At 72.9% G+C, this 16949-nt stretch carries 18 protein-coding genes; 13 read left to right on the plus strand and 5 right to left on the minus strand.

Features of this window, described 5'->3' with window-relative positions:
* The first annotated feature begins 252 nt into the window (after positions 1-252).
* The 3 genes from ABD158_RS08545 (at position 253) to ABD158_RS08555 (ending at position 1889) form a co-directional block, all read left to right on the plus strand.
* Positions 253-651, plus strand: a complete 399-nt coding sequence (locus ABD158_RS08545) for a helix-turn-helix domain-containing protein (protein ID WP_344006110.1) — start codon at positions 253-255, stop codon at positions 649-651.
* Between the two features lie 46 nt (positions 652-697).
* Entirely contained in the window at positions 698-1483 is a 786-nt protein-coding gene (locus ABD158_RS08550; RefSeq protein WP_344006112.1) for a hypothetical protein, read from the plus strand.
* A gap of 106 nt (positions 1484-1589) precedes the next feature.
* Positions 1590-1889: a DUF2516 family protein gene (locus ABD158_RS08555; RefSeq protein WP_344006114.1), complete on the plus strand. Its 300-nt coding sequence runs from the start codon at positions 1590-1592 to the stop codon at positions 1887-1889.
* A 9-nt stretch (positions 1890-1898) separates the two neighbouring features.
* On the opposite strand, the gene ABD158_RS08560 is transcribed toward ABD158_RS08555, so the two are convergent.
* The gene (locus tag ABD158_RS08560) at positions 1899-3419 is read right to left on the minus strand and encodes a tyrosine-protein kinase domain-containing protein (RefSeq protein ID WP_344006116.1); all 1521 of its coding nucleotides are present in this window, start codon (positions 3417-3419) and stop codon (positions 1899-1901) included.
* A gap of 281 nt (positions 3420-3700) precedes the next feature.
* Here ABD158_RS08560 and ABD158_RS08565 point away from each other — a divergent pair, with 281 nt between their 5' ends.
* The 7 genes from ABD158_RS08565 to galE all read left to right on the plus strand — a co-directional run bounded on the left by ABD158_RS08565 (position 3701) and on the right by galE (position 9462).
* Complete coding sequence (locus ABD158_RS08565) at positions 3701-5473, plus strand: polysaccharide biosynthesis protein (RefSeq protein ID WP_344006118.1); 1773 nt, start codon at positions 3701-3703, stop codon at positions 5471-5473.
* Positions 5474-5573: 100 nt separating this feature from the next.
* Positions 5574-5942: a phosphomannose isomerase type II C-terminal cupin domain gene (locus tag ABD158_RS08570; protein WP_344006120.1), complete on the plus strand. Its 369-nt coding sequence runs from the start codon at positions 5574-5576 to the stop codon at positions 5940-5942.
* 279 nt (positions 5943-6221) lie between these two features.
* Positions 6222-6644 (plus strand): phage holin family protein, encoded by a 423-nt coding sequence (locus ABD158_RS08575; RefSeq protein WP_344006122.1) that lies wholly within the window; start codon positions 6222-6224, stop codon positions 6642-6644.
* A complete protein-coding gene (locus tag ABD158_RS08580) occupies positions 6634-6915 on the plus strand; it encodes a DUF3618 domain-containing protein (protein WP_344006124.1) in 282 nt (93 codons plus the stop codon). The genes ABD158_RS08575 and ABD158_RS08580 overlap by 11 nt, the downstream gene beginning before the upstream one ends.
* Complete coding sequence (locus ABD158_RS08585) at positions 6912-8120, plus strand: YihY/virulence factor BrkB family protein (protein ID WP_344006126.1); 1209 nt, start codon at positions 6912-6914, stop codon at positions 8118-8120. The genes ABD158_RS08580 and ABD158_RS08585 overlap by 4 nt, the downstream gene beginning before the upstream one ends.
* Positions 8121-8133: 13 nt before the next feature.
* A complete protein-coding gene (locus ABD158_RS08590) occupies positions 8134-8430 on the plus strand; it encodes a DUF4235 domain-containing protein (protein ID WP_344006128.1) in 297 nt (98 codons plus the stop codon).
* A gap of 27 nt (positions 8431-8457) precedes the next feature.
* Positions 8458-9462: a UDP-glucose 4-epimerase GalE gene (gene galE / locus ABD158_RS08595; RefSeq protein ID WP_344006130.1), complete on the plus strand. Its 1005-nt coding sequence runs from the start codon at positions 8458-8460 to the stop codon at positions 9460-9462.
* A 28-nt stretch (positions 9463-9490) separates the two neighbouring features.
* Here the strand turns inward: galE and ABD158_RS08600 are convergent, their stop codons facing one another.
* From ABD158_RS08600 to ABD158_RS08615, 4 genes are read right to left on the minus strand one after another with little or no spacing between them, the layout of a single operon-like run.
* Entirely contained in the window at positions 9491-9874 is a 384-nt protein-coding gene (locus ABD158_RS08600; RefSeq protein WP_344006133.1) for a response regulator, read from the minus strand.
* Positions 9871-10503: a hypothetical protein gene (locus tag ABD158_RS08605; protein WP_344006135.1), complete on the minus strand. Its 633-nt coding sequence runs from the start codon at positions 10501-10503 to the stop codon at positions 9871-9873. The genes ABD158_RS08600 and ABD158_RS08605 overlap by 4 nt, the downstream gene beginning before the upstream one ends.
* Positions 10500-11006, minus strand: coding sequence for a pyruvoyl-dependent arginine decarboxylase (locus ABD158_RS08610; RefSeq protein ID WP_344006138.1), 507 nt, complete (start codon positions 11004-11006; stop codon positions 10500-10502). The genes ABD158_RS08605 and ABD158_RS08610 overlap by 4 nt, the downstream gene beginning before the upstream one ends.
* Positions 11007-11010: 4 nt before the next feature.
* Positions 11011-13266, minus strand: coding sequence for a PAS domain-containing sensor histidine kinase (locus tag ABD158_RS08615; RefSeq protein WP_344006140.1), 2256 nt, complete (start codon positions 13264-13266; stop codon positions 11011-11013).
* Positions 13267-13447: 181 nt separating this feature from the next.
* Here ABD158_RS08615 and ABD158_RS08620 point away from each other — a divergent pair, with 181 nt between their 5' ends.
* The 3 genes from ABD158_RS08620 to ABD158_RS08630 all read left to right on the plus strand — a co-directional run bounded on the left by ABD158_RS08620 (position 13448) and on the right by ABD158_RS08630 (position 16942).
* Entirely contained in the window at positions 13448-14500 is a 1053-nt protein-coding gene (locus ABD158_RS08620; RefSeq protein ID WP_344006142.1) for an LLM class F420-dependent oxidoreductase, read from the plus strand.
* Entirely contained in the window at positions 14497-15210 is a 714-nt protein-coding gene (npdG, locus tag ABD158_RS08625; RefSeq protein WP_344006144.1) for an NADPH-dependent F420 reductase, read from the plus strand. The genes ABD158_RS08620 and npdG overlap by 4 nt, the downstream gene beginning before the upstream one ends.
* Positions 15211-15394: 184 nt before the next feature.
* The gene (locus ABD158_RS08630) at positions 15395-16942 is read left to right on the plus strand and encodes a DHA2 family efflux MFS transporter permease subunit (protein ID WP_344006146.1); all 1548 of its coding nucleotides are present in this window, start codon (positions 15395-15397) and stop codon (positions 16940-16942) included.
* Positions 16943-16949: the final 7 nt, after the last annotated feature.

Below are 16949 nucleotides of genomic sequence, written 5' to 3' on the forward strand. Positions count from 1 at the left end.
GCTGGTGCGCTCCGGGGTCGACGCCGAGCCGGGCGTCGACGGGGCCGAGGTGCGGGCCACCGGCGAGCTGGTGCTGCGCGGAGCCGGCCGACCGGTCGGCGCCGTCCGTGCTGTCATCTGACAGCGACAGGGCTCTTCTGCTAGCCCTGCTAGCAGTCAAGATCGCGCTGCTGGCGGGAGATATCGCCGACTGTGGGCCAGTTCACGTGCTGTCTCCTTGCAAGCGCTAGCCGTTGCTAGCACACTGGAGGCATGGCGAAGGGAAAGGTAGGCAAGACCGTCGAGAACCTCGGCGACTACCTCAAGGAGCAGCGGGTCTCGGCCGAGCTGTCCCTGCGTCAGCTGGCTGACCAGGCCGGGGTGTCCAACCCCTACCTGAGCCAGATCGAGCGGGGCCTGCGCCGTCCGTCGGCGGAGGTCCTGCAGCAGCTGGCGAAGGCCTTGAGGATCAGCGCCGAGCAGCTCTACGTCCGGGCCGGGATCGTCAGGCCCGCCGACGGCGTGGGCGGCTCCGTGGAGCTCGCCATCCTCGGCGACACGGCCCTCACCGAGCGGCAGAAGCAGTCGCTGCTGGACGTGTACGCCTCGTTCGTGGCGACCAACCAGCCGACCCACGTCGGCCACGGCGACTCCCACACGACCGCGTCCTGACCCTCCCCTCGCGACCATCGACCACCTGAATGAAGGAGTGAGCAGCATGGCCACCAAGACCAAGCTCGAGAACACCCACCGCATCGTCCTCACCCGTCCGCTCTACGTGGGCGTCGGCGTGACCGACTTCGCCGTCGAGGCCGTGCGCGGGCTCGTCAGCGACGCGCAGGCCCGAGCCAACCGCGCGCAGAAGCGTCTCGAGGACCTCGACGCCGCCGAGCTGCGCGAGCAGGCGACCCGTCGCGTCAACGAGCGCGTCGAGGCCTTCGGCAAGGCCGCCGAGGAGACCCAGGAGGCCGCGGAGAAGCGGATCTCCGAGCTGCAGGACGAGGTCCGCTCGATCCCCACCCGCATCAGCGACTTCGTGGTCGGCAACGTCGAGGCCGCCACCGACGTGTACGTCGACCTCGCCAAGCGCGGCGAGTCCCTCGTCACCCGCGTGCGCCGCCAGGAGTCCACGCAGGACACGGTCCGCAACGCCAGGACGACCAAGGCCAAGGCCAAGACCACCCGCACGCAGGCCAAGAAGACCGCGGACAAGGTCGAGAAGGTCGCCGAGCAGGGGGCTGAGGAGACCGCGAAGACCGCCAAGACCGCGGCCAAGTCGACCCGGACCACCGCCAAGAGGGCGGCCACCTCCACCAAGTCGACCGCCAAGGGCGGCGCCACGAAGACCGCCAACACCGCGAAGACCGCGGCCAAGAAGACGGCCGACACGGCGACCAAGTCGCCTGCCACCAGCAGCGCCAAGGCCACGCAGACCTCGGCCCGCAAGACGGTCGAGAGCGCGACCAAGGCCGCCTCCGAGGCTGCCGCCAAGGTCGGCGACTGACCCTCGCCATCCTGCGGCCCCGGTCGTAGACGCACCACGACACCGGCCCGTCGTCCACCCGGACGGCGGGCCGGCGTCGTGCGTACGGCCCCCTACGCTGGGGGGCGTGGACCTCAACGTGTTCGTCGTGCAGGGCGGCATCATGCTCGCCGTCACCGTCGTGCTGCTGGCCGTCAAGGCGTTCGCCTTCGTGACCGCGCTGACGTTCCCCGCCGACGCCTTCACGGCGGCCGACAAGCTCACGAAGCCGGCCTGGCTCGCGATCCTCGGCATCGGGCTGGTCTTCCAGCTGCTCGGCCTGCTCGGCGGGGGCGTGATCGGCATCTTCAACCTGATCTTCACCGTTGCGGCGTTCGTCTACCTCGTCGACGTGCGTCCGGCCCTGCGGAGCGTCACGCGCCGCTGACGAGGCTCCTCAGGCGCGTGTGTCGGTGTACGTCGCCGGGGCCTCGGCCCGTTCGGGCTCCCCGGGTGCGTTCCCCGCGCCCTTGCCGCGGGTGTGCTTGGCGGCGCCGCCCTTGGCGCGCCTCGCCTTGGAGCGCTTCGACCGCGTGGACCGCGGCGGAGGTGCCTGCTCCTTCGGCGCGTAGCCGTACCCGTAGCCGTACCCGTAGCCGTACCCCTTGGCGGCGCGTCGGGCGGGCATCAGGTTGACGACCACCCCGGCCACGGACGCCTCCACCGCCTCGAGGCGGTCGATGGCGTGGTCGAGCTGGTCACGCGAGGTCTTGCCGTGACGGACGACCACGACCGCGCCGTCGGTCTGGGGCGCGAGCAGTGCGGCGTCGGTCACGGGGAGCAGCGGCGGGGCGTCGATGATGACGACGTCGAAGCGCGCCCGCAGGTCGGTGAGCAGGTCCGACATCGCCTGGGACTGCAGCAGCTCGGACGGGTTCGGTGGGATCGGGCCGCTGGTCAGCACCTGGAGGCCGGAGGAGCCGTAGCGCTGGAGCGCGTCCCCGAGCGGCACGCGGCCGATCAGGACCGTGGTCGTCCCCACGGCGTCGTCGAGCCCGAGGCGCGTGGCGACCTGCGGCCGGCGCAGGTCGCAGTCGACCAGCACGACCCGCTGGCCGGCGAGGGCCAGGGTGACCGCCTGGTTGACCGCGATCGTCGACTTGCCCTCGGCCGGCACCGAGCTGGTGACCACGAAGGTCTTGGTGTCGCTGTCGACCTGGACGTACTGCATGTTGGTGCGCAGCACCCGGAAGGCCTCGGCCCAGGGGGTGATGTCGTCCAGCACCTCGGCCGCGTCCCGATCGGCGGCGGAGGTGTCCACCTGGATCGAGGCCAGCAGCGGGGCGTCGGTGACCGCGGCGACGTCGGCCGGGGTCTTCACCGAGGTGTCCAGCAGCTCCCGCGCCACCGCCAGGGCGACGCCGATCAGCAGACCCAGCACCACGGCCAGACCGAGGTTGCGCACAGGCTGGGGGGAGACCGGGGTGTCGGAGACCTGGGCGTCGTCGGACACGCTGGCGCTGATCAGTGGGTCGGCGGTCCCGACCGTCTCGACGTCCTCGACGTAGTCGCTGAGGCCCTCGGCGTACGCCTGCGCGATGTCGCGGGCCAGGAGCGGGTCGGGGTCGGTGGCCGTGATCTCGAGGATCACCGTCTCGGGCACCACGGTCGCCTGCACCTTGCCGATGAGGTCGTCGGCCGTGAGGCCCTCGCCCATGGCGTCGGCGACCCGCTCGGCCAGGGTGCGGCCGGTGACCACCTCGGCGTACGACGTCACCCGCTGGGACGCGAAGAGCTCGCCCTGATAGGCCGCCGAGGTGTCGGACGGTGCCGTGGTCACGAAGAGACGCGCTGAGGACGCGTACTGGGGCGTCGCCTGCCAGGTGAGCGCGCCGGCCACGGCCACGGCCACGACCAGCACGGCCACGATCGTCTTCCAACGTCGGCGGATCGTGAGCCAGTAGTCCTTGAGTTCCACGCCTGTCGTCCGTCCCATGAGCGTCGAATGCCGCGGTCACCCTAACCCGCTCAAGCGGAGGACGGCCCTTCTCGCCGTACGGCGCTCACGGAGTCGACGGTTGAAACCACAAGGTTCGGACAACGTCTGTTCTCCCGACTGGCAAGGGAGAGGGGATGTTGATCTAATCGAGCGTCGTGGGCGCTGGATAGGGCCCGCAGCCGACGATCATGGGGGTCATCAGCATGCAGCAACGACAGGCGGCACTCGTCCGGACACTCCGGACGCACCGCACCGTACTGATGGCGTTGGTCGACGTCGCCGCGTGGCTCCTGGCCTTCGCGTTCGTCGCTCTGCTCCGCTACGCCGACACCCAGTCCGTCCCCTGGGCGAACGTCGCGGTGGCTGCGCTGGCCGCGGGCGGCCTCCACCTCGCCCTGGGGTCCGGCCTCCGGATGCACCAGGGCCGCACCCGCAACGCGAGCGTCGAGGACATGCTCCTGCTGTCGGGGGTGACTCTCGGCGTGGGCTTCGTGCTCTTCGTGGTCAACCTGGTGCCGATCTACGTCCCGCGCTCGCTGCCTGCGCTGGGCGCCGTGAGCGCGCTCCTCGTCATGGCCGGCGCTCGGGTCGCCTGGCGGCAGGCCTCGCAGGCCTCCGAGCGGCCCCGACCCGACGACGTCGTGACGACGGTCGTGGTCGGCGCCGGTGAGGCCGCCACCGAGCTCCTGCGCTCCATGCAGCGCGACCCCGACTCCACGTGGGCACCGGTGGCGCTCCTCGACGACGACCCCCGCAAGCGCTACCTGCGACTGCGGGGCGTGCCGGTCCGCGGCACGACGGACGACCTCGGCCGGGTCCTGCGCGAGACGGGGGCCTCGGCCGTGGTCATCGCGATCCCGAGCGCGCCCTCGGAGCTGATCGACCGGCTGCGGCTCGAGGCGCGTCGCGTCGACGCCGGGCTCGAGATCAAGGTCGTCCCGTCGACCTCGCAGCTGCTGAGCGAGAAGGTCGACATCCGCGACATCCGCGACATCGACCTCACCGACTATTTGGGCCGCAGCCAGCTCGACACCGACCTCGGCGCCATCGCCGGCTACCTGACGGGTCGCCGGGTGCTGGTCACCGGGGCCGGCGGCTCCATCGGCTCCGAGCTCTGCCGCCGGATCCAGCAGTACGACCCGGCCGAGCTGATGATGCTCGACCGCGACGAGTCCGCGCTGCACGCCGTGCAGCTCAGCCTGCACGACCGGGCGCTGCTCGACTCGGGCGACGTGATCCTCTGCGACATCCGCGACACCGTCGCGCTGCACCGCATCATGAACGAGCGCCGACCCGAGGTCGTCTTCCACGCGGCCGCGCTCAAGCACCTGCCGATGCTCGAGCAGTACCCGGCCGAGGCGGTCAAGACCAACGTCTGGGGCACCCGCAACGTGCTGGACGCGTGCGAGGCCGTCGGCGTCGACAAGTTCGTCAACATCTCCACCGACAAGGCCGCCGACCCGTGCAGCGTGCTCGGCTGGTCGAAGCGGCTCGGCGAGCGGCTCACGGCCGAGCGCGGTCGGACGGCGTCCGGCACCTACCTGTCGGTGCGGTTCGGCAACGTGCTCGGCAGCCGTGGCTCCGTGCTCACCGCCTTCGCCCGCCAGATCGCCGTCGGCGGGCCGGTGACGGTGACCGACCCCGACGTGACCCGCTTCTTCATGACGGTGGAGGAGGCCTGCGAGCTGGTCGTGCAGGCCGCGGCGATCGGGTCGCCGGGCGAGGCGCTGGTGCTCGACATGGGCGAGCCGATCAAGATCGTCGACGTGGCCCGCCAGATGATCGCGTCGTCGGGGAGCAAGGTCATCGAGATCGAGTTCACCGGGCTGCGCCCGGGCGAGAAGATGCACGAGGACCTGTTCGGCTCCGACGAGCCGATCGACCACCGCCCGGCCCACCCGCTGGTGTCGCACGTGCCGGTCCCGCCGATCACGGTGCGCGAGGCCGAGGGACTTCCCTCCTCCGGACCTGCACCGCTCGTGCGCGAGGCGATCGCCGCGCTCAGCGAGCGCGGGGTGACCACGCACCTCTGAGTCCACGATGCGCGGACCGGTGACGGCTGAGGCCGTCACCGGTCCGTCGCACGTCGGGGTCCCGTACGCTCCAAGCCGAAACCGCTGAGAAGGAGCCTGGATGCCGAACGACTCCGCCGAGCGCCCCTGGGGCTCCTGGCACGTGATCGACGACGGTCACGGCTACAAGGTCAAGCGCATCCACGTGCACCCCGGCTCCCGGCTGTCGTACCAGACCCACAAGCACCGCTCGGAGCACTGGGTCGTCATCTTCGGGATGGCCACGTGCACGATCGACGGCGAGACCGTCGTCGCCGGGCCGGGGGAGTCCGTCGACGTCGAGTGCGGCGCCGCCCACCGCATCGCCAACCTCCACAGCCAGGAGCTCGTGATCATCGAGGTCCAGCACGGCGGTTACACCGGGGAGGACGACATCGTCCGGCTCGACGACGACTTCGGTCGTCACGAGGAGCAGCCCGCCTCGTCCTGAGCGTCGCGGGGTCTCGTGGCTCCTCGCTGGCGCTCGTCGCGCCTCGACCTCCGGCGGTCGCGGGGTCTCGTGGCTCCTCGCTGGCGCTCGTCGCGCCTCGACCTCCGGTGTCGCAGCTCGACCCCCGGTGGTCGAGCAGCTCGCGAGCCCTGGCGAGCGCGCGGCGTCGAGACCGCCGTCGGGGCTGGGTTGGCGGACTGAGCGCCGCGGGCCGGTCGTGCATCGACCCACGTGTCCCGGGTACGGCGGCGTCACCGTGACATCAGCCGAGGAGACCCCATGACCACCCGCCCCACCCCGTCGGGCGACCCCGCCGACGCCACCACGGGCGAGCTGCTCTCGCGCCTGGCGCAGCAGACCTCCGACCTCGTGCGCAGCGAGATGCAGCTCGCCAAGGTCGAGATGACCGCCAAGGCCAAGCACGCCGGGATCGGCGCGGGCCTGTTCGGAGCCGCCGGCGTCCTGGCCCTGTACGGCGGGGGCGCGCTCGTCGCGACCGCCATCGCCGCCCTGGCGCTCGTGCTCGACCTGTGGCTGGCCGCGCTGATCGTGACCGTCGTGCTGTTCGCGGTCGCCGGTGCGGTCGCGCTCGTCGGAAGGAAGCAGGTCACCGAGGCCACCCCGGCCGCGCCCCAGACCACGATCGACAACGTGAAGGCCGACGTCGCGGCCGTCCAGGAGGCACGCAGCCATGAGCGGTGACCAGAACCAGCCCCAGCCCACCCCCGAGCAGCTCGAGGCCGAGCTGGCCGAGCAGCGCCGGCGGCTGGGGGAGACCGTCGACGCCCTGAGCCACAAGCTCGACGTCAAGGGGCAGGCCCGCGAGCGGGTCACCGACGCCCGCAGCCAGGTCGTCGACCTCGCCACCGACGACGACGGCCGCCCCTCGGTCGCGGTCGCGGCCGCCGCCGGTCTCGCCGCTGCGGCCCTGGTCGGCTGGGTCCTGCTCGCCTGGAGCCGGCGGTCGGCGTGAGCCCCCGCGCGCGCCGCAGCCACGCCGAGCTCGAGGCGGCGTACCACCGGCGCCGCGCGGAGGCAGACCCCTCGACCGCCACCCGCGGACGCGACACCGGCCGGGCCGGCGGCACGCGCACCGAGGCCGGCAGCGGGACCCGCGGCGGGACCCGCACCGCCGGTGACGCACCGCCGGCGGCCGAGGACGACGCCAAGCCCGACTCGCCCACCGACCTGACGAGGCCCGGCTGGACCAACGTCGTCCGCCGGGTGGCGCGGGAGTTCTCGAAGGACCAGTGCACCGACCTCGCCGCGGCGCTCACCTACTACGCGGTGCTGGCGCTGTTCCCCGCGATGATCGCGCTGCTGAGCCTGGTCAGCCTCGCCGGGCAGGGCCAGCAGACGGTGGACACGATCACCCAGATCCTGCGCCAGGTCGGCGCGGGATCGGTCGCCGACACCCTCGAGCCCACCCTGCTCGAGCTGAGCAGCAGCCAGGGCGGCGGCATCGCGCTCGTCGTCGGCCTCGCGACCGCGCTGTTCTCGGCGTCCGGCTACGTCGGCTCCTTCGGGCGCGCCATGAACCGCGTCTACGAGGTCCGCGAGGGCCGGCCGGTCTGGAAGCTGCGGCCCGCGATGATCCTGGTGACCCTGGTCGCCGTCGTGCTCGCCGCGCTGGTGCTGCTCGCGCTCGTCCTCACCGGACCGGCCGCCGAGGCCGTCGGCGACGCCGTCGGGCTGGGCTCGACCGCGGTGACGGTGTGGAGCATCGCGAAGTGGCCGGTGCTGCTGGTCGTGGTGATGGTGATCGTCGCGATCCTCTACTGGGCCACGCCCAACGTGCAGCAGCCGGCGTTCCGCTGGATCAGCGTCGGCGCCGGATTCGCGATCGTCGTGTGGGTCCTCGCGTCCGCGGCGTTCGGCTTCTACGTCGCCAACTTCGGCTCCTACAACGCCACGTACGGTGCCCTGGCCGGCGTCATCGTGTTCCTGCTCTGGCTGTGGATCACCAACCTCGCGCTGCTCTTCGGCGCCGAGCTGGACGCCGAGCTCGAGCGGGGCCGCGAGCTGCAGGCCGGGATCGCGGCGGAGCGGACGCTGCAGCTGCCCGCCCGCGACACCCGCGCCTCCGACAAGGCGGACGCCAAGGAGGAGAAGGACGTCGAGCGGGGCCGCGCGCTGCGGCGCAGCCGCGGGGCGCACGACGCGTCTTCGCCCCAGTGAGAGGATCGCCACCATGCCAGTCGAGGAGACCGCCAGCACGTCCGCCAAGGTGCTGTACCGCCCCTGGGGGACCATCACGTCCATGGCCGGCGGCCTGCTCGCCGGCAAGATCTTCCAGCTCGTGTGGGGCCGGATCCGCGCCGGCTCCGAGGGCGACCCGCCGGGACCGCTGGAGTCGGAGTACTCGACCAAGGAGGTCCTCGCCGCCGCCGTCGTGCAGGGGGCGATCTACTTCCTCGTGAAGGCCGCCATCCAGCGCGGGGGCGCCCGCCTCTTCCAGCGGTGGACCGGCGAGTGGCCCGGCGACTGAGGTCGTCCCTCTCCTAGGGTGGCGGCCATGAAGGTCCTCGTCACCGGCGGCGCCGGCTACATCGGTTCGACCACCTGCAAGGCGCTCGAGGAGGCCGGGCACGTCCCGGTCGTCCTCGACTCCCTGCTCACCGGCCCGCGTGTCTTCGTGAAGGACCGTGCCTTCTACGAGGGCGACGTCGCCGACCGTGCGCTGCTGCGCCGGATCGCCGAGGAGCACCCCGACCTCGAGGCCACGATCCACATGGCCGCGCGGATCGTGGTCCCGGAGTCGGTGCAGCAGCCCTACGAGTACTACCGCGACAACGTCGCGAAGTCGCTCGAGCTGTTCGACGAGCTGACCGCGCTCGGGCTGCCCCGGGTGCTGTTCAGCTCCTCGGCGTCGCTGTACGCCCTCAAGGACGCCTTCGAGGTCACCGAGGCGGACCCGCTGGCGCCCGGCTCGCCGTACGCGAGGACCAAGCTGATGATGGAGATGGCGCTGCAGGACATGGCCGCGGCCACCGACCTGCGCGCGGTCATCCTGCGCTACTTCAACCCCATCGGCTCCGACCCCGACCTGGAGTCCGGGATCTACGCCAGGGAGCCCTCCCACGTGCTCGGGCAGCTCGTCATGGCCGCGCGCGGGCAGAAGGACTCCTTCACGATCACCGGGACCGAGCACCCGACCCGGGACGGCACCGGCATCCGCGACTACGTCCACGTCTGGGACCTCGCCCGCGCGCACGTGCGGGCCGTCGAGCGCTTCGACGACGTGCTCGCCGCCGTTGACGCCCCGAGCACCGTGATCAACGTCGGCACCGGCGACGGTGTCACCGTCCGCGAGCTCGTCGCGGCGTTCGAGCGGGTCTTCGGCGCGACCGTGCCCGTCACCGAGGCGCCCCCGCGGCCCGGCGACGCGGTCGGCGCCTTCGCCAACGTCGACGCGTCCGCGCGCCTGCTCGACTGGCGCACCGAGCTCAGCCTCGACGACGCGATCGCCTCCGCCCTGGCGTGGGGCGAGAGGCGCGAGGAGGTCCTCGGCTACCCGTGAGCCCCCGGCCGGGGGACCGGGTCGCGCGTCAGCGCTCTGGACCCCAGCCGAGCAGGCCGCGCACGTTGCCGGCCAGCTGCATCGGGTCGTACGGCTTGCCCAGGACGCCCGAGATGTCGGCGCCCTCCCAGGGGGCGTCGTCGCCGACGGAGGCCTTCGCGGTGAACAGGATGACCGGCACGTCGACCAGGGTCGGCTCGGCGCGCATCCGCTCCACGGTCGCGAGCCCGTCCATCTCCGGCATCATTAGGTCGAGCAGCACCACGTCGGGGGTGCGGGCCAGCGCCTCGCTGAGGGCCTCCGCGCCCGACGCGGCCGTGACGACCTCCCAGCCGGCGGTCGCCTCGAGGCTGACCCCGGTCAGGTAGCGGATGTCGTCGTCGTCGTCGACGACCAGCGCGAAGACCGTCATGGTGTGCCTCCCGGCGTGGTCCTGTCGAAGTCTGCGGCGAAGTAGTGCTGGGTGTCCACCACCGTAGGGGCCACGACGGCCCGGTCGCCCACGAAGCGGGAGATGGCGTCGGCGAAACCGGCCTCCACGTTGGCCGCGCACATGTCCCACACGCAGACCGCGTCCTCCGCGATCAGCCGCGCCTTGACGGCCTCCTGCACGGCCTCGAAGGCCCCCGTACGACGGTGCGCGGGGTCGGTGAGGGTGATGCCGAGGTAGTAGACCGCGCCGCGGGCGGCGGGGCCGGGGTAGCGGTGGGCGTAGTACTCGGGGCTGATCCACGGCACGGTCGAGAGGTCGTTGGTGAAGGTGCTCAGCCCGGCGACCGTGCCGTCCGCGGTCAGCGCGACGTACTTGTCGACCGTCGGGGCGGTCATCTCCTCGTCGAACTCGGCGCGGGTGAGCACGTGACGGGCCGCGGCCAGCGTGCGCAGCGGGCCGAACGCACGCTCGTAGAGCGCGTGCAGCTCGTCGCGCACGTCGGCGTCGAGGCTGCGGCGGATCTCCACGCGCCAGCCGCGGTAGGTGCCGGCGAGCTCGCCCTCGACGGGTCCGGTGACGGGGACGTCGGTGCGGGGGTCGGTGCTCATGCGCGCTCCCAGGGCTGGACGGCGTACGTCGCGACGACGAGCGCGCAGGCGGGCAGGTCGTCGCAGTGCACGCCGACGACGGCCTGCTGGACCGCACCGAAGTCGCGGCCGCGGCGGCGGCACATGTCGTCGAGGGTGAGGTCGATCAGCTCGCGGACGGACTCCTCGGCGCCGCTGTGGTGCTCGACGAACAGTCCGCCCACGTCGGGGTCGTTGACCCAGCCCAGGCCGGCCCAGGCGGACTGGCCGCGCAGCTCGGCGTGCGCGACCGACAGCACGGCGTACAGACGGTCGCCGTGCACGGAGCCCAGCGGAGGGGCGTCGTCGACGACCTCCACCCGGACGCCCGGGGGGACGACCGACGACAGGGTGATCAGGTTGTGGTCGGCGACGCCGGCGGCGTGCAGGGCGGCGTCGAACGCGGAGAGCGGCGTACGGCCGGTCCCGCGGGCGGCGCGCACGTGGATGAGGCCGGCGGCGACACCGGTCGCGGCGGGAGGCACGCGGTCAGCTCCTCGTGGTGCTGTCGGGGGTGGGGGAGGTCGTGCTGGGGGTCGTGCTGGGGGTGGGGCTGGTGCTGGACGTGCCGGGGGACCCGGCAGCGGACCCGGCAGTGGTGGAGGTGCGGCCGGCAGGGAGGGTGAAGAAGAAGCTGGTGCCCCGGCCGACCACGCTCTCGGCCCAGATGCGACCCCCCATCCTCTCCACCAGCTCGCGGCTGATGGCCAGGCCCAGCCCCGTGCCGCCCTTCTGGCGGCTGTCGGAGGAGTCGACCTGGTGGAACCGCTCGAAGATCCGGTCGAGCTGGGCGGTGGGGATGCCGCGCCCGGTGTCGCGGACCTCGAAGCGGATCTCGTCGCGCTCGGGCCGGTGACGCGCCGCGACGACGACGCGGTCGCCGGGGGCCGAGAACTTCATGGCGTTGCCGATCAGGTTGGTCATCACCTGCACGAACCGGTCGCCGTCGACGACCGCGACGCCCTCGGCGGCCTCGATCACGAGGCCGATGCCGTGCATCCGCGACAGCCCGGACAGCTCGGCGACGACGGTGGTGACCAGCTCGTCGCTGGCGACCTCCTCGAGCTCGAGGACGACCTGGCCGGTGCCGAGCCGCTCGAGGTCGAGCATGTCGTTGATCATCCGTGCGAGCCGCTGGGAGCTCTCCTCGGCGAGTCGGGCGATCTTGGCCGCCGCCGGCGGCAGCTCGCCGAGCGCGCCACCGGACAGCAGCCCGAGGCTGCCGCGGATCGAGGTGAGCGGGGTGCGGAGCTCGTGGCTGACCACCGAGAGGAACTCCTCCTTGATGCGCTCCATCTCGCGGCGTGCGGTGGCGTCGCGGAAGACCACGACCGCGCCACGGTCGTCGTCCCCCTGCCCGTCGGCCTCCTGCCCGTCGACCGACAGGGGACTGGCGGTGATCTCGACGGCCAGCAAGGAGCCGTCGACGCGCACGTAGGAGTCCTCCTCGCCGACCGCGAGGCCGCCGTGCTCGATGGCCTCGGTGACGTAGCAGCCCGCGCGAGGGTAGGGCACGCCGTCGGGCCGGGGGGCGTGGAAGGCGTCGTGGGCGTGACGGCCCTCGATCGAGCCGAGGTCCTCGAGACCCAGGAGGGCCTGGCCCGAGCGGTTCATGAAGGTGACCCGCCCCTGGTGGTCGACGCCGTAGATGCCGTCGCCGACGCTGTCGACGAGCACCCGGGTCTGGTGGACCAGACGGCGCAGGTCCGCGGTCTGCTCGGCCACCCGGCGCTCGAGGCCGACACGGAGGGCCTCGTTCTCCCGGCTGAGCGCGACCTGGCGGACCGCCGCGACGGCGATCAGCACCGACCACAGCACCGCCTGCGCCGTGCGGACGCTGCTGTCGACGGGCACCAGCACCTGCACCAGGCCCGCGAGGAGCAGGGTGGAGAAGATCGCGACCGAGCCGGCGGCGTCGGACCCGGGGGCGCGGGGGACCGGTCCGGGGTCCGGGGTGCGGCCCGGCTCGAGGACGGCGGCCGCGCTGATCGCGGCGTACCCGGCGATCCACCCGAGGTCGGGCCAGGTGCCGAGCGTGTAGGTGCCCTGCGACAGCGTCAGGGCGTAGTGGAGGTCGGCGAGGGCGTAGAGCGCCGAGCCGCCCGCGATCAGGGCCATGACCCAGCGGTCCGAGCCGCGCGAGCGCAGGTAGAGGACCCCCGCGACCGTCACCAGCAGCACGTCGAGGACGGGGATGACGAGCGTCGTGGTGCGGTCCAGGACGCCCTCGGCGGTGGCGAGCAGGTCGCTGAAGACCAGGGAGGTGGCGATGACGAGGACCGCGGCGACGATCAGCACGCCGTCGAGCAGGAGGGTCACGAGCTCGCGGCCCTGCCAGCGGTGCTGGGGCAGGAACACGGCGCCCAGCAGCACCATCGCCAGCGACGCGGCGACGATCAGGTCGCTGACGAAGCTGTACTCCTGCGGCACCACCGTGCCGCCGGACTGGCCGGCCAGCAGGTTGCCGAGCATCGCGAACGTGCCCGCGGTGGCGATCAGCGCCCAGCCCGTGCGCCGCAGCCCGGTGGAGCGCCGCGAGGCGAGCACCGCCCACACCGCGCCGCTCAGCGCCACCAGCAGCAGCCCCAGCGTCGACGCGGTCGCCCGCGCGTCCGGGCCCAGCGGGGAGAGCATCGCCACCGCCGACACCACGACGCAGCCGCCCAGGAACCCCCAGGCCGCGAGCTGGGGCCCCCGTCGTACCGTCCGTGGCGTCGAGCCCTGGGTCCCCGGGGCTCCTGTCATGGGTCGATCCTAGGGATGCCCGTGGTCCGACCACGCCGATTGTGGACAAACGGTGCTGTGGCGGGCCGCGATGATGCCGTTCGTGGACGATCGGCGCCCCCGGGCGCCGACCTCCGGTCCGCGGTTACCGACGAGTAGCAGACCGGATACGGTCAGGACACCTACGTCGAGGAGGACGCGCGTGAAGATCGGGATGCCGCTGAGCTATGCCGGGGGGTTCCGCGAGACCGCGGACCGGCTGACCGAGTTCGAGGACGTCGGGCTCGACCTCGTGATGCTGCCGGAGGCGTACTCGTACGACTCGGTGAGCCAGCTCGGCTACCTCGCCGCGCGCACCGAGCGGGTCGAGCTGTCGGCGAGCATCCTCAACGTCTACTCGCGCAGCCCCGCCCTGATCGCGATGACCGCCGCCGGGCTCGACCACGTCTCGGACGGGCGGTTCGTCCTCGGTCTCGGCGCGTCCGGCCCGCAGGTCGTCGAGGGCTTCCACGGCGTGCCCTACAAGCAGCCGCTCGGTCGCACCCGCGAGGTCGTCGAGATCTGCCGGCGCGTGTGGCGCCGCGAGGCGCTGGACTTCCACGGCGACCACTTCGACGTCCCCCTGCGCCCCGAGGACGGCGGCAGCGGGCTCGGCAAGCCGCTGAAGCTCATCAACCACCCGGTGCGCGACCGGATCCCGATCGTCCTGGCCGCGCTCGGCCCCAAGAACGTCGCCCTCGCCGCCGAGGTCGCCGAGGGCTGGGAGCCGATCTTCTACCACCCCGAGGGCGCCGCCGAGGCCTTCGGCGAGGCGCTCGCGGAGGGCAACGCCCGCCGCCCGGCCGACATGGACCCGCTGCAGGTCGTCGCCGACACCATGGTCTGCGTGTCCGAGGACCCCGACGAGATCGCCGCCGCCGAGGAGCGCGCCCGCAGCCACATCGCCCTGTACGTCGGGGGCATGGGCGCGCGCGGCAAGAACTTCTACCACGACCTCGCCACCCGGTTCGGCTTCGGCGAGGAGGCCGACACCGTCCAGGACCTCTTCCTCGGCGGTCGGAAGGCCGAGGCCGTCGCCGCCGTGCCCGACGCGCTGCTGCACGGCGTGATGCTGATCGGGTCCCGCAGCCACGTCGCCGAGCGCGTCGCGGCGTTCGCGGCCAGCGGCGTCCACGCCCTCAACGCCACCCCGCTGTCCCGCACCCACGAGGGCAGGGTCGCCGACGTCGCGGCCCTCAAGGAGGTCTCCGCATGAGCACCGACACCGGCTCGACCGGCTCCGGTCCCGACTCCGGGGACGCCCCGGACGTCACCGCCCACACCGTCGCCGTCCTGGGGGGCACCGGACCGCAGGGTCGTGGCCTCGCGGGCCGCTTCGCCGCCGCCGGCATCCCCGTCGTCCTCGGCAGCCGCGAGGCCGCGCGCGCCGCGTCGGTCGCCGCCGACGTGCAGGCCTCGTGGGGCGGCTCCGTCACCGGCGCGGCCAACGCCGACGCGGCGCGCGCCGCCGACGTCGTCGTCGTTGCCTGCCCGTGGGACGGCCACGCCGACCTGCTGCGCGACCTCGCCGACCAGCTCGCCGGCAAGGTCGTCGTGGACTGCGTGAACCCCCTCGGGTTCGACAAGCAGGGCCCCTACGCCCTCCGGGTCGAGGAGGGCTCCGCCGCCCAGCAGGCCGCCGAGCTGCTGCCGGGGTCCACCGTCACCGCGGCCTTCCACCACCTCTCGGCGGTGCTGCTCGAGGACACCGAGGTCGCCTCGCTCGACACCGACGTCCTCGTGCTCGGCGACGACCGCGCGGCCACCGACCTCGTCCGCGCCCTGGCCGACGCCGTACCGGGCCTGCGCGGGGTGTACGCCGGTCGCCTCCGCAACGCCGGCCAGGTCGAGGCCCTCACCGCCAACCTCATCGCGGTCAACCGGCGCTACAAGGCCCACGCCGGGGTCCGCGTCACCGACGTCTGAGCGGGCCGGGTCGGCCCGCGCGGGTCCTCGACGTGCGCATCCGGGCCGACTCGGCGACGTCCTGGTGCGCATCCGGGCCGACTCGGGGGAATGGGGCGCGGGGGCGATGAGTTGTCGGGGGCAGGTCGGTCGAGCACGTGGAGGCCGGCAGCACCCGGCACCGTCGACCCGCGAAGGACCCTGAATGTCTGCGACCACCTCCGTCGAGGACGCGCCGCGCCTGACCCGTGAGCAGGTCCTCCTGCTCGCGAGCCTCCTCGTCGGCACATTCGTGGTGATCCTCAACGAGACCACGATGAGCGTCGCGCTCCCCGTGCTCCAGAGCTCCTTCGGCGTCGGCGCCGCGACCGGGCAGTGGCTGACCACCGCGTTCCTGCTCACGATGGGCTCGGTGATCCCCCTGACGGGGTTCCTGATCCAGCGGGTCCCGACGCGGGTGCTGTTCCTCGTCGCGATGGGACTGTTCGCCGCCGGCACGCTCCTGGCCGCCCTGGCGCCCGTCTTCTCGGTGCTGCTCGTCGCCCGCATCATCCAGGCCTCCGGCACCGCGATCATGGTGCCGCTGCTGATGACCACCGTGATGGAGGTCGTCCCGGTCGCCCGCCGCGGCCAGATGATGGGCAACATCACCGTCGTCATCGCCGTCGCCCCGGCCCTCGGGCCCACGGTCTCCGGGCTGGTCCTCGACACCCTCGGCTGGCGCTGGATCTTCGGCTCCATGCTCCCGATCGCGCTGCTCGTCACCGCACTGGGCGCCCGTTACGTCGTGCCGATCGCGGAGTCCCGTCGCACCCGCATCGACCTGCTGTCCGTCCCGCTCGCCGTCGTCGGCTTCGGCGCCCTGGTCTACGGGCTGTCCAGCATCGGCGAGTCCGCCGAGGGCGGGCACGCCGTGCCGGTGTGGCTGCCGTTCGTGGTCGGCGTCGCGGCCCTGGTCGCCTTCGTGGTGCGCCAGCTCGCCCTGCAGCGCGAGGACCGAGCCCTGCTCGACCTGCGGGTGTTCGCGGCCCGCGGCTTCCCGCTCGCGCTGGGTGCGACGCTGATCGCGATGCTGACGATGCTCGGCACCTTCATCCTCGTCCCCTACTTCGCCCAGCAGGCCCTCGCCATGGACCCGCTGACCACCGGCCTGCTGACCCTGCCCGGCGGCCTGCTCATGGGCGCGCTCGGCCCCGTCGTCGGCCGCATCTACGACGCCCGCGGTCCCCGCGTGCTGCTGGTACCGGGCTCGCTGCTGGTCACCGGGGCCCTGTGGCTGCTCTCGACCGTCTCGGTCGACACCGGCTTCGGCACCCTCGCGGCGGCGTTCGTGCTGCTCAGCGTCGGGATCGCCACTCTGATGACGCCGCTGATGACCGTCGCGCTCGGCTCCGTCCCGCAGCCGCTCTACTCCCACGGCAGCGCGATCCTGAGCACCCTCCAGCAGGTGGCCGGCGCCGCCGGCACCGCGCTGTTCGTCACGGTGATGACCGTCGTGGCCACCGCGTCCCCGGGCGGCGTGGAGTCCCGGGAGGGCATCGCCGAGGGCGTGTCCACCGCGTTCATGGTGGCCGGCTGCATCGCGCTGGTCCTCGTCGCGCTCGTCCCGTTCGTCCGTCGGCCCGCCGAGACCCCCGCCGGGACCCCCGCCGGGGACCCCACCGGGACCCCCACCGGGACCGAGCGGACCGACGGCGACGCGACCCGGGCGGCGGACCGGCCCGCCGACGAGCGGGCGACGGTCGCCCCCTGAGGGCGCT

Source organism: Nocardioides lentus (genome assembly GCF_039529515.1).
GTDB classification, from domain to species: Bacteria; Actinomycetota; Actinomycetes; order Propionibacteriales; family Nocardioidaceae; genus Nocardioides; species Nocardioides lentus.

Bases quoted from the DNA above. Each gene is read 5' to 3' on its own strand.
- ABD158_RS08605 (WP_344006135.1), bottom strand. From the start codon at position 10,503: ATGAGCACCGACCCCCGCACCGACGTCCCCGTCACCGGACCCGTCGAG.
- ABD158_RS08550 (WP_344006112.1), top strand. From the start codon at position 698: ATGGCCACCAAGACCAAGCTCGAGAACACCCACCGCATCGTCCTCACC.
- galE (WP_344006130.1), top strand. From the start codon at position 8,458: ATGAAGGTCCTCGTCACCGGCGGCGCCGGCTACATCGGTTCGACCACC.
- npdG (WP_344006144.1), top strand. From the start codon at position 14,497: ATGAGCACCGACACCGGCTCGACCGGCTCCGGTCCCGACTCCGGGGAC.
- ABD158_RS08615 (WP_344006140.1), bottom strand. From the start codon at position 13,266: ATGACAGGAGCCCCGGGGACCCAGGGCTCGACGCCACGGACGGTACGA.
- ABD158_RS08545 (WP_344006110.1), top strand. From the start codon at position 253: ATGGCGAAGGGAAAGGTAGGCAAGACCGTCGAGAACCTCGGCGACTAC.
- ABD158_RS08590 (WP_344006128.1), top strand. From the start codon at position 8,134: ATGCCAGTCGAGGAGACCGCCAGCACGTCCGCCAAGGTGCTGTACCGC.
- ABD158_RS08575 (WP_344006122.1), top strand. From the start codon at position 6,222: ATGACCACCCGCCCCACCCCGTCGGGCGACCCCGCCGACGCCACCACG.
- ABD158_RS08580 (WP_344006124.1), top strand. From the start codon at position 6,634: ATGAGCGGTGACCAGAACCAGCCCCAGCCCACCCCCGAGCAGCTCGAG.
- ABD158_RS08570 (WP_344006120.1), top strand. From the start codon at position 5,574: ATGCCGAACGACTCCGCCGAGCGCCCCTGGGGCTCCTGGCACGTGATC.
- ABD158_RS08565 (WP_344006118.1), top strand. From the start codon at position 3,701: ATGGCGTTGGTCGACGTCGCCGCGTGGCTCCTGGCCTTCGCGTTCGTC.
- ABD158_RS08600 (WP_344006133.1), bottom strand. From the start codon at position 9,874: ATGACGGTCTTCGCGCTGGTCGTCGACGACGACGACGACATCCGCTAC.
- ABD158_RS08630 (WP_344006146.1), top strand. From the start codon at position 15,395: ATGTCTGCGACCACCTCCGTCGAGGACGCGCCGCGCCTGACCCGTGAG.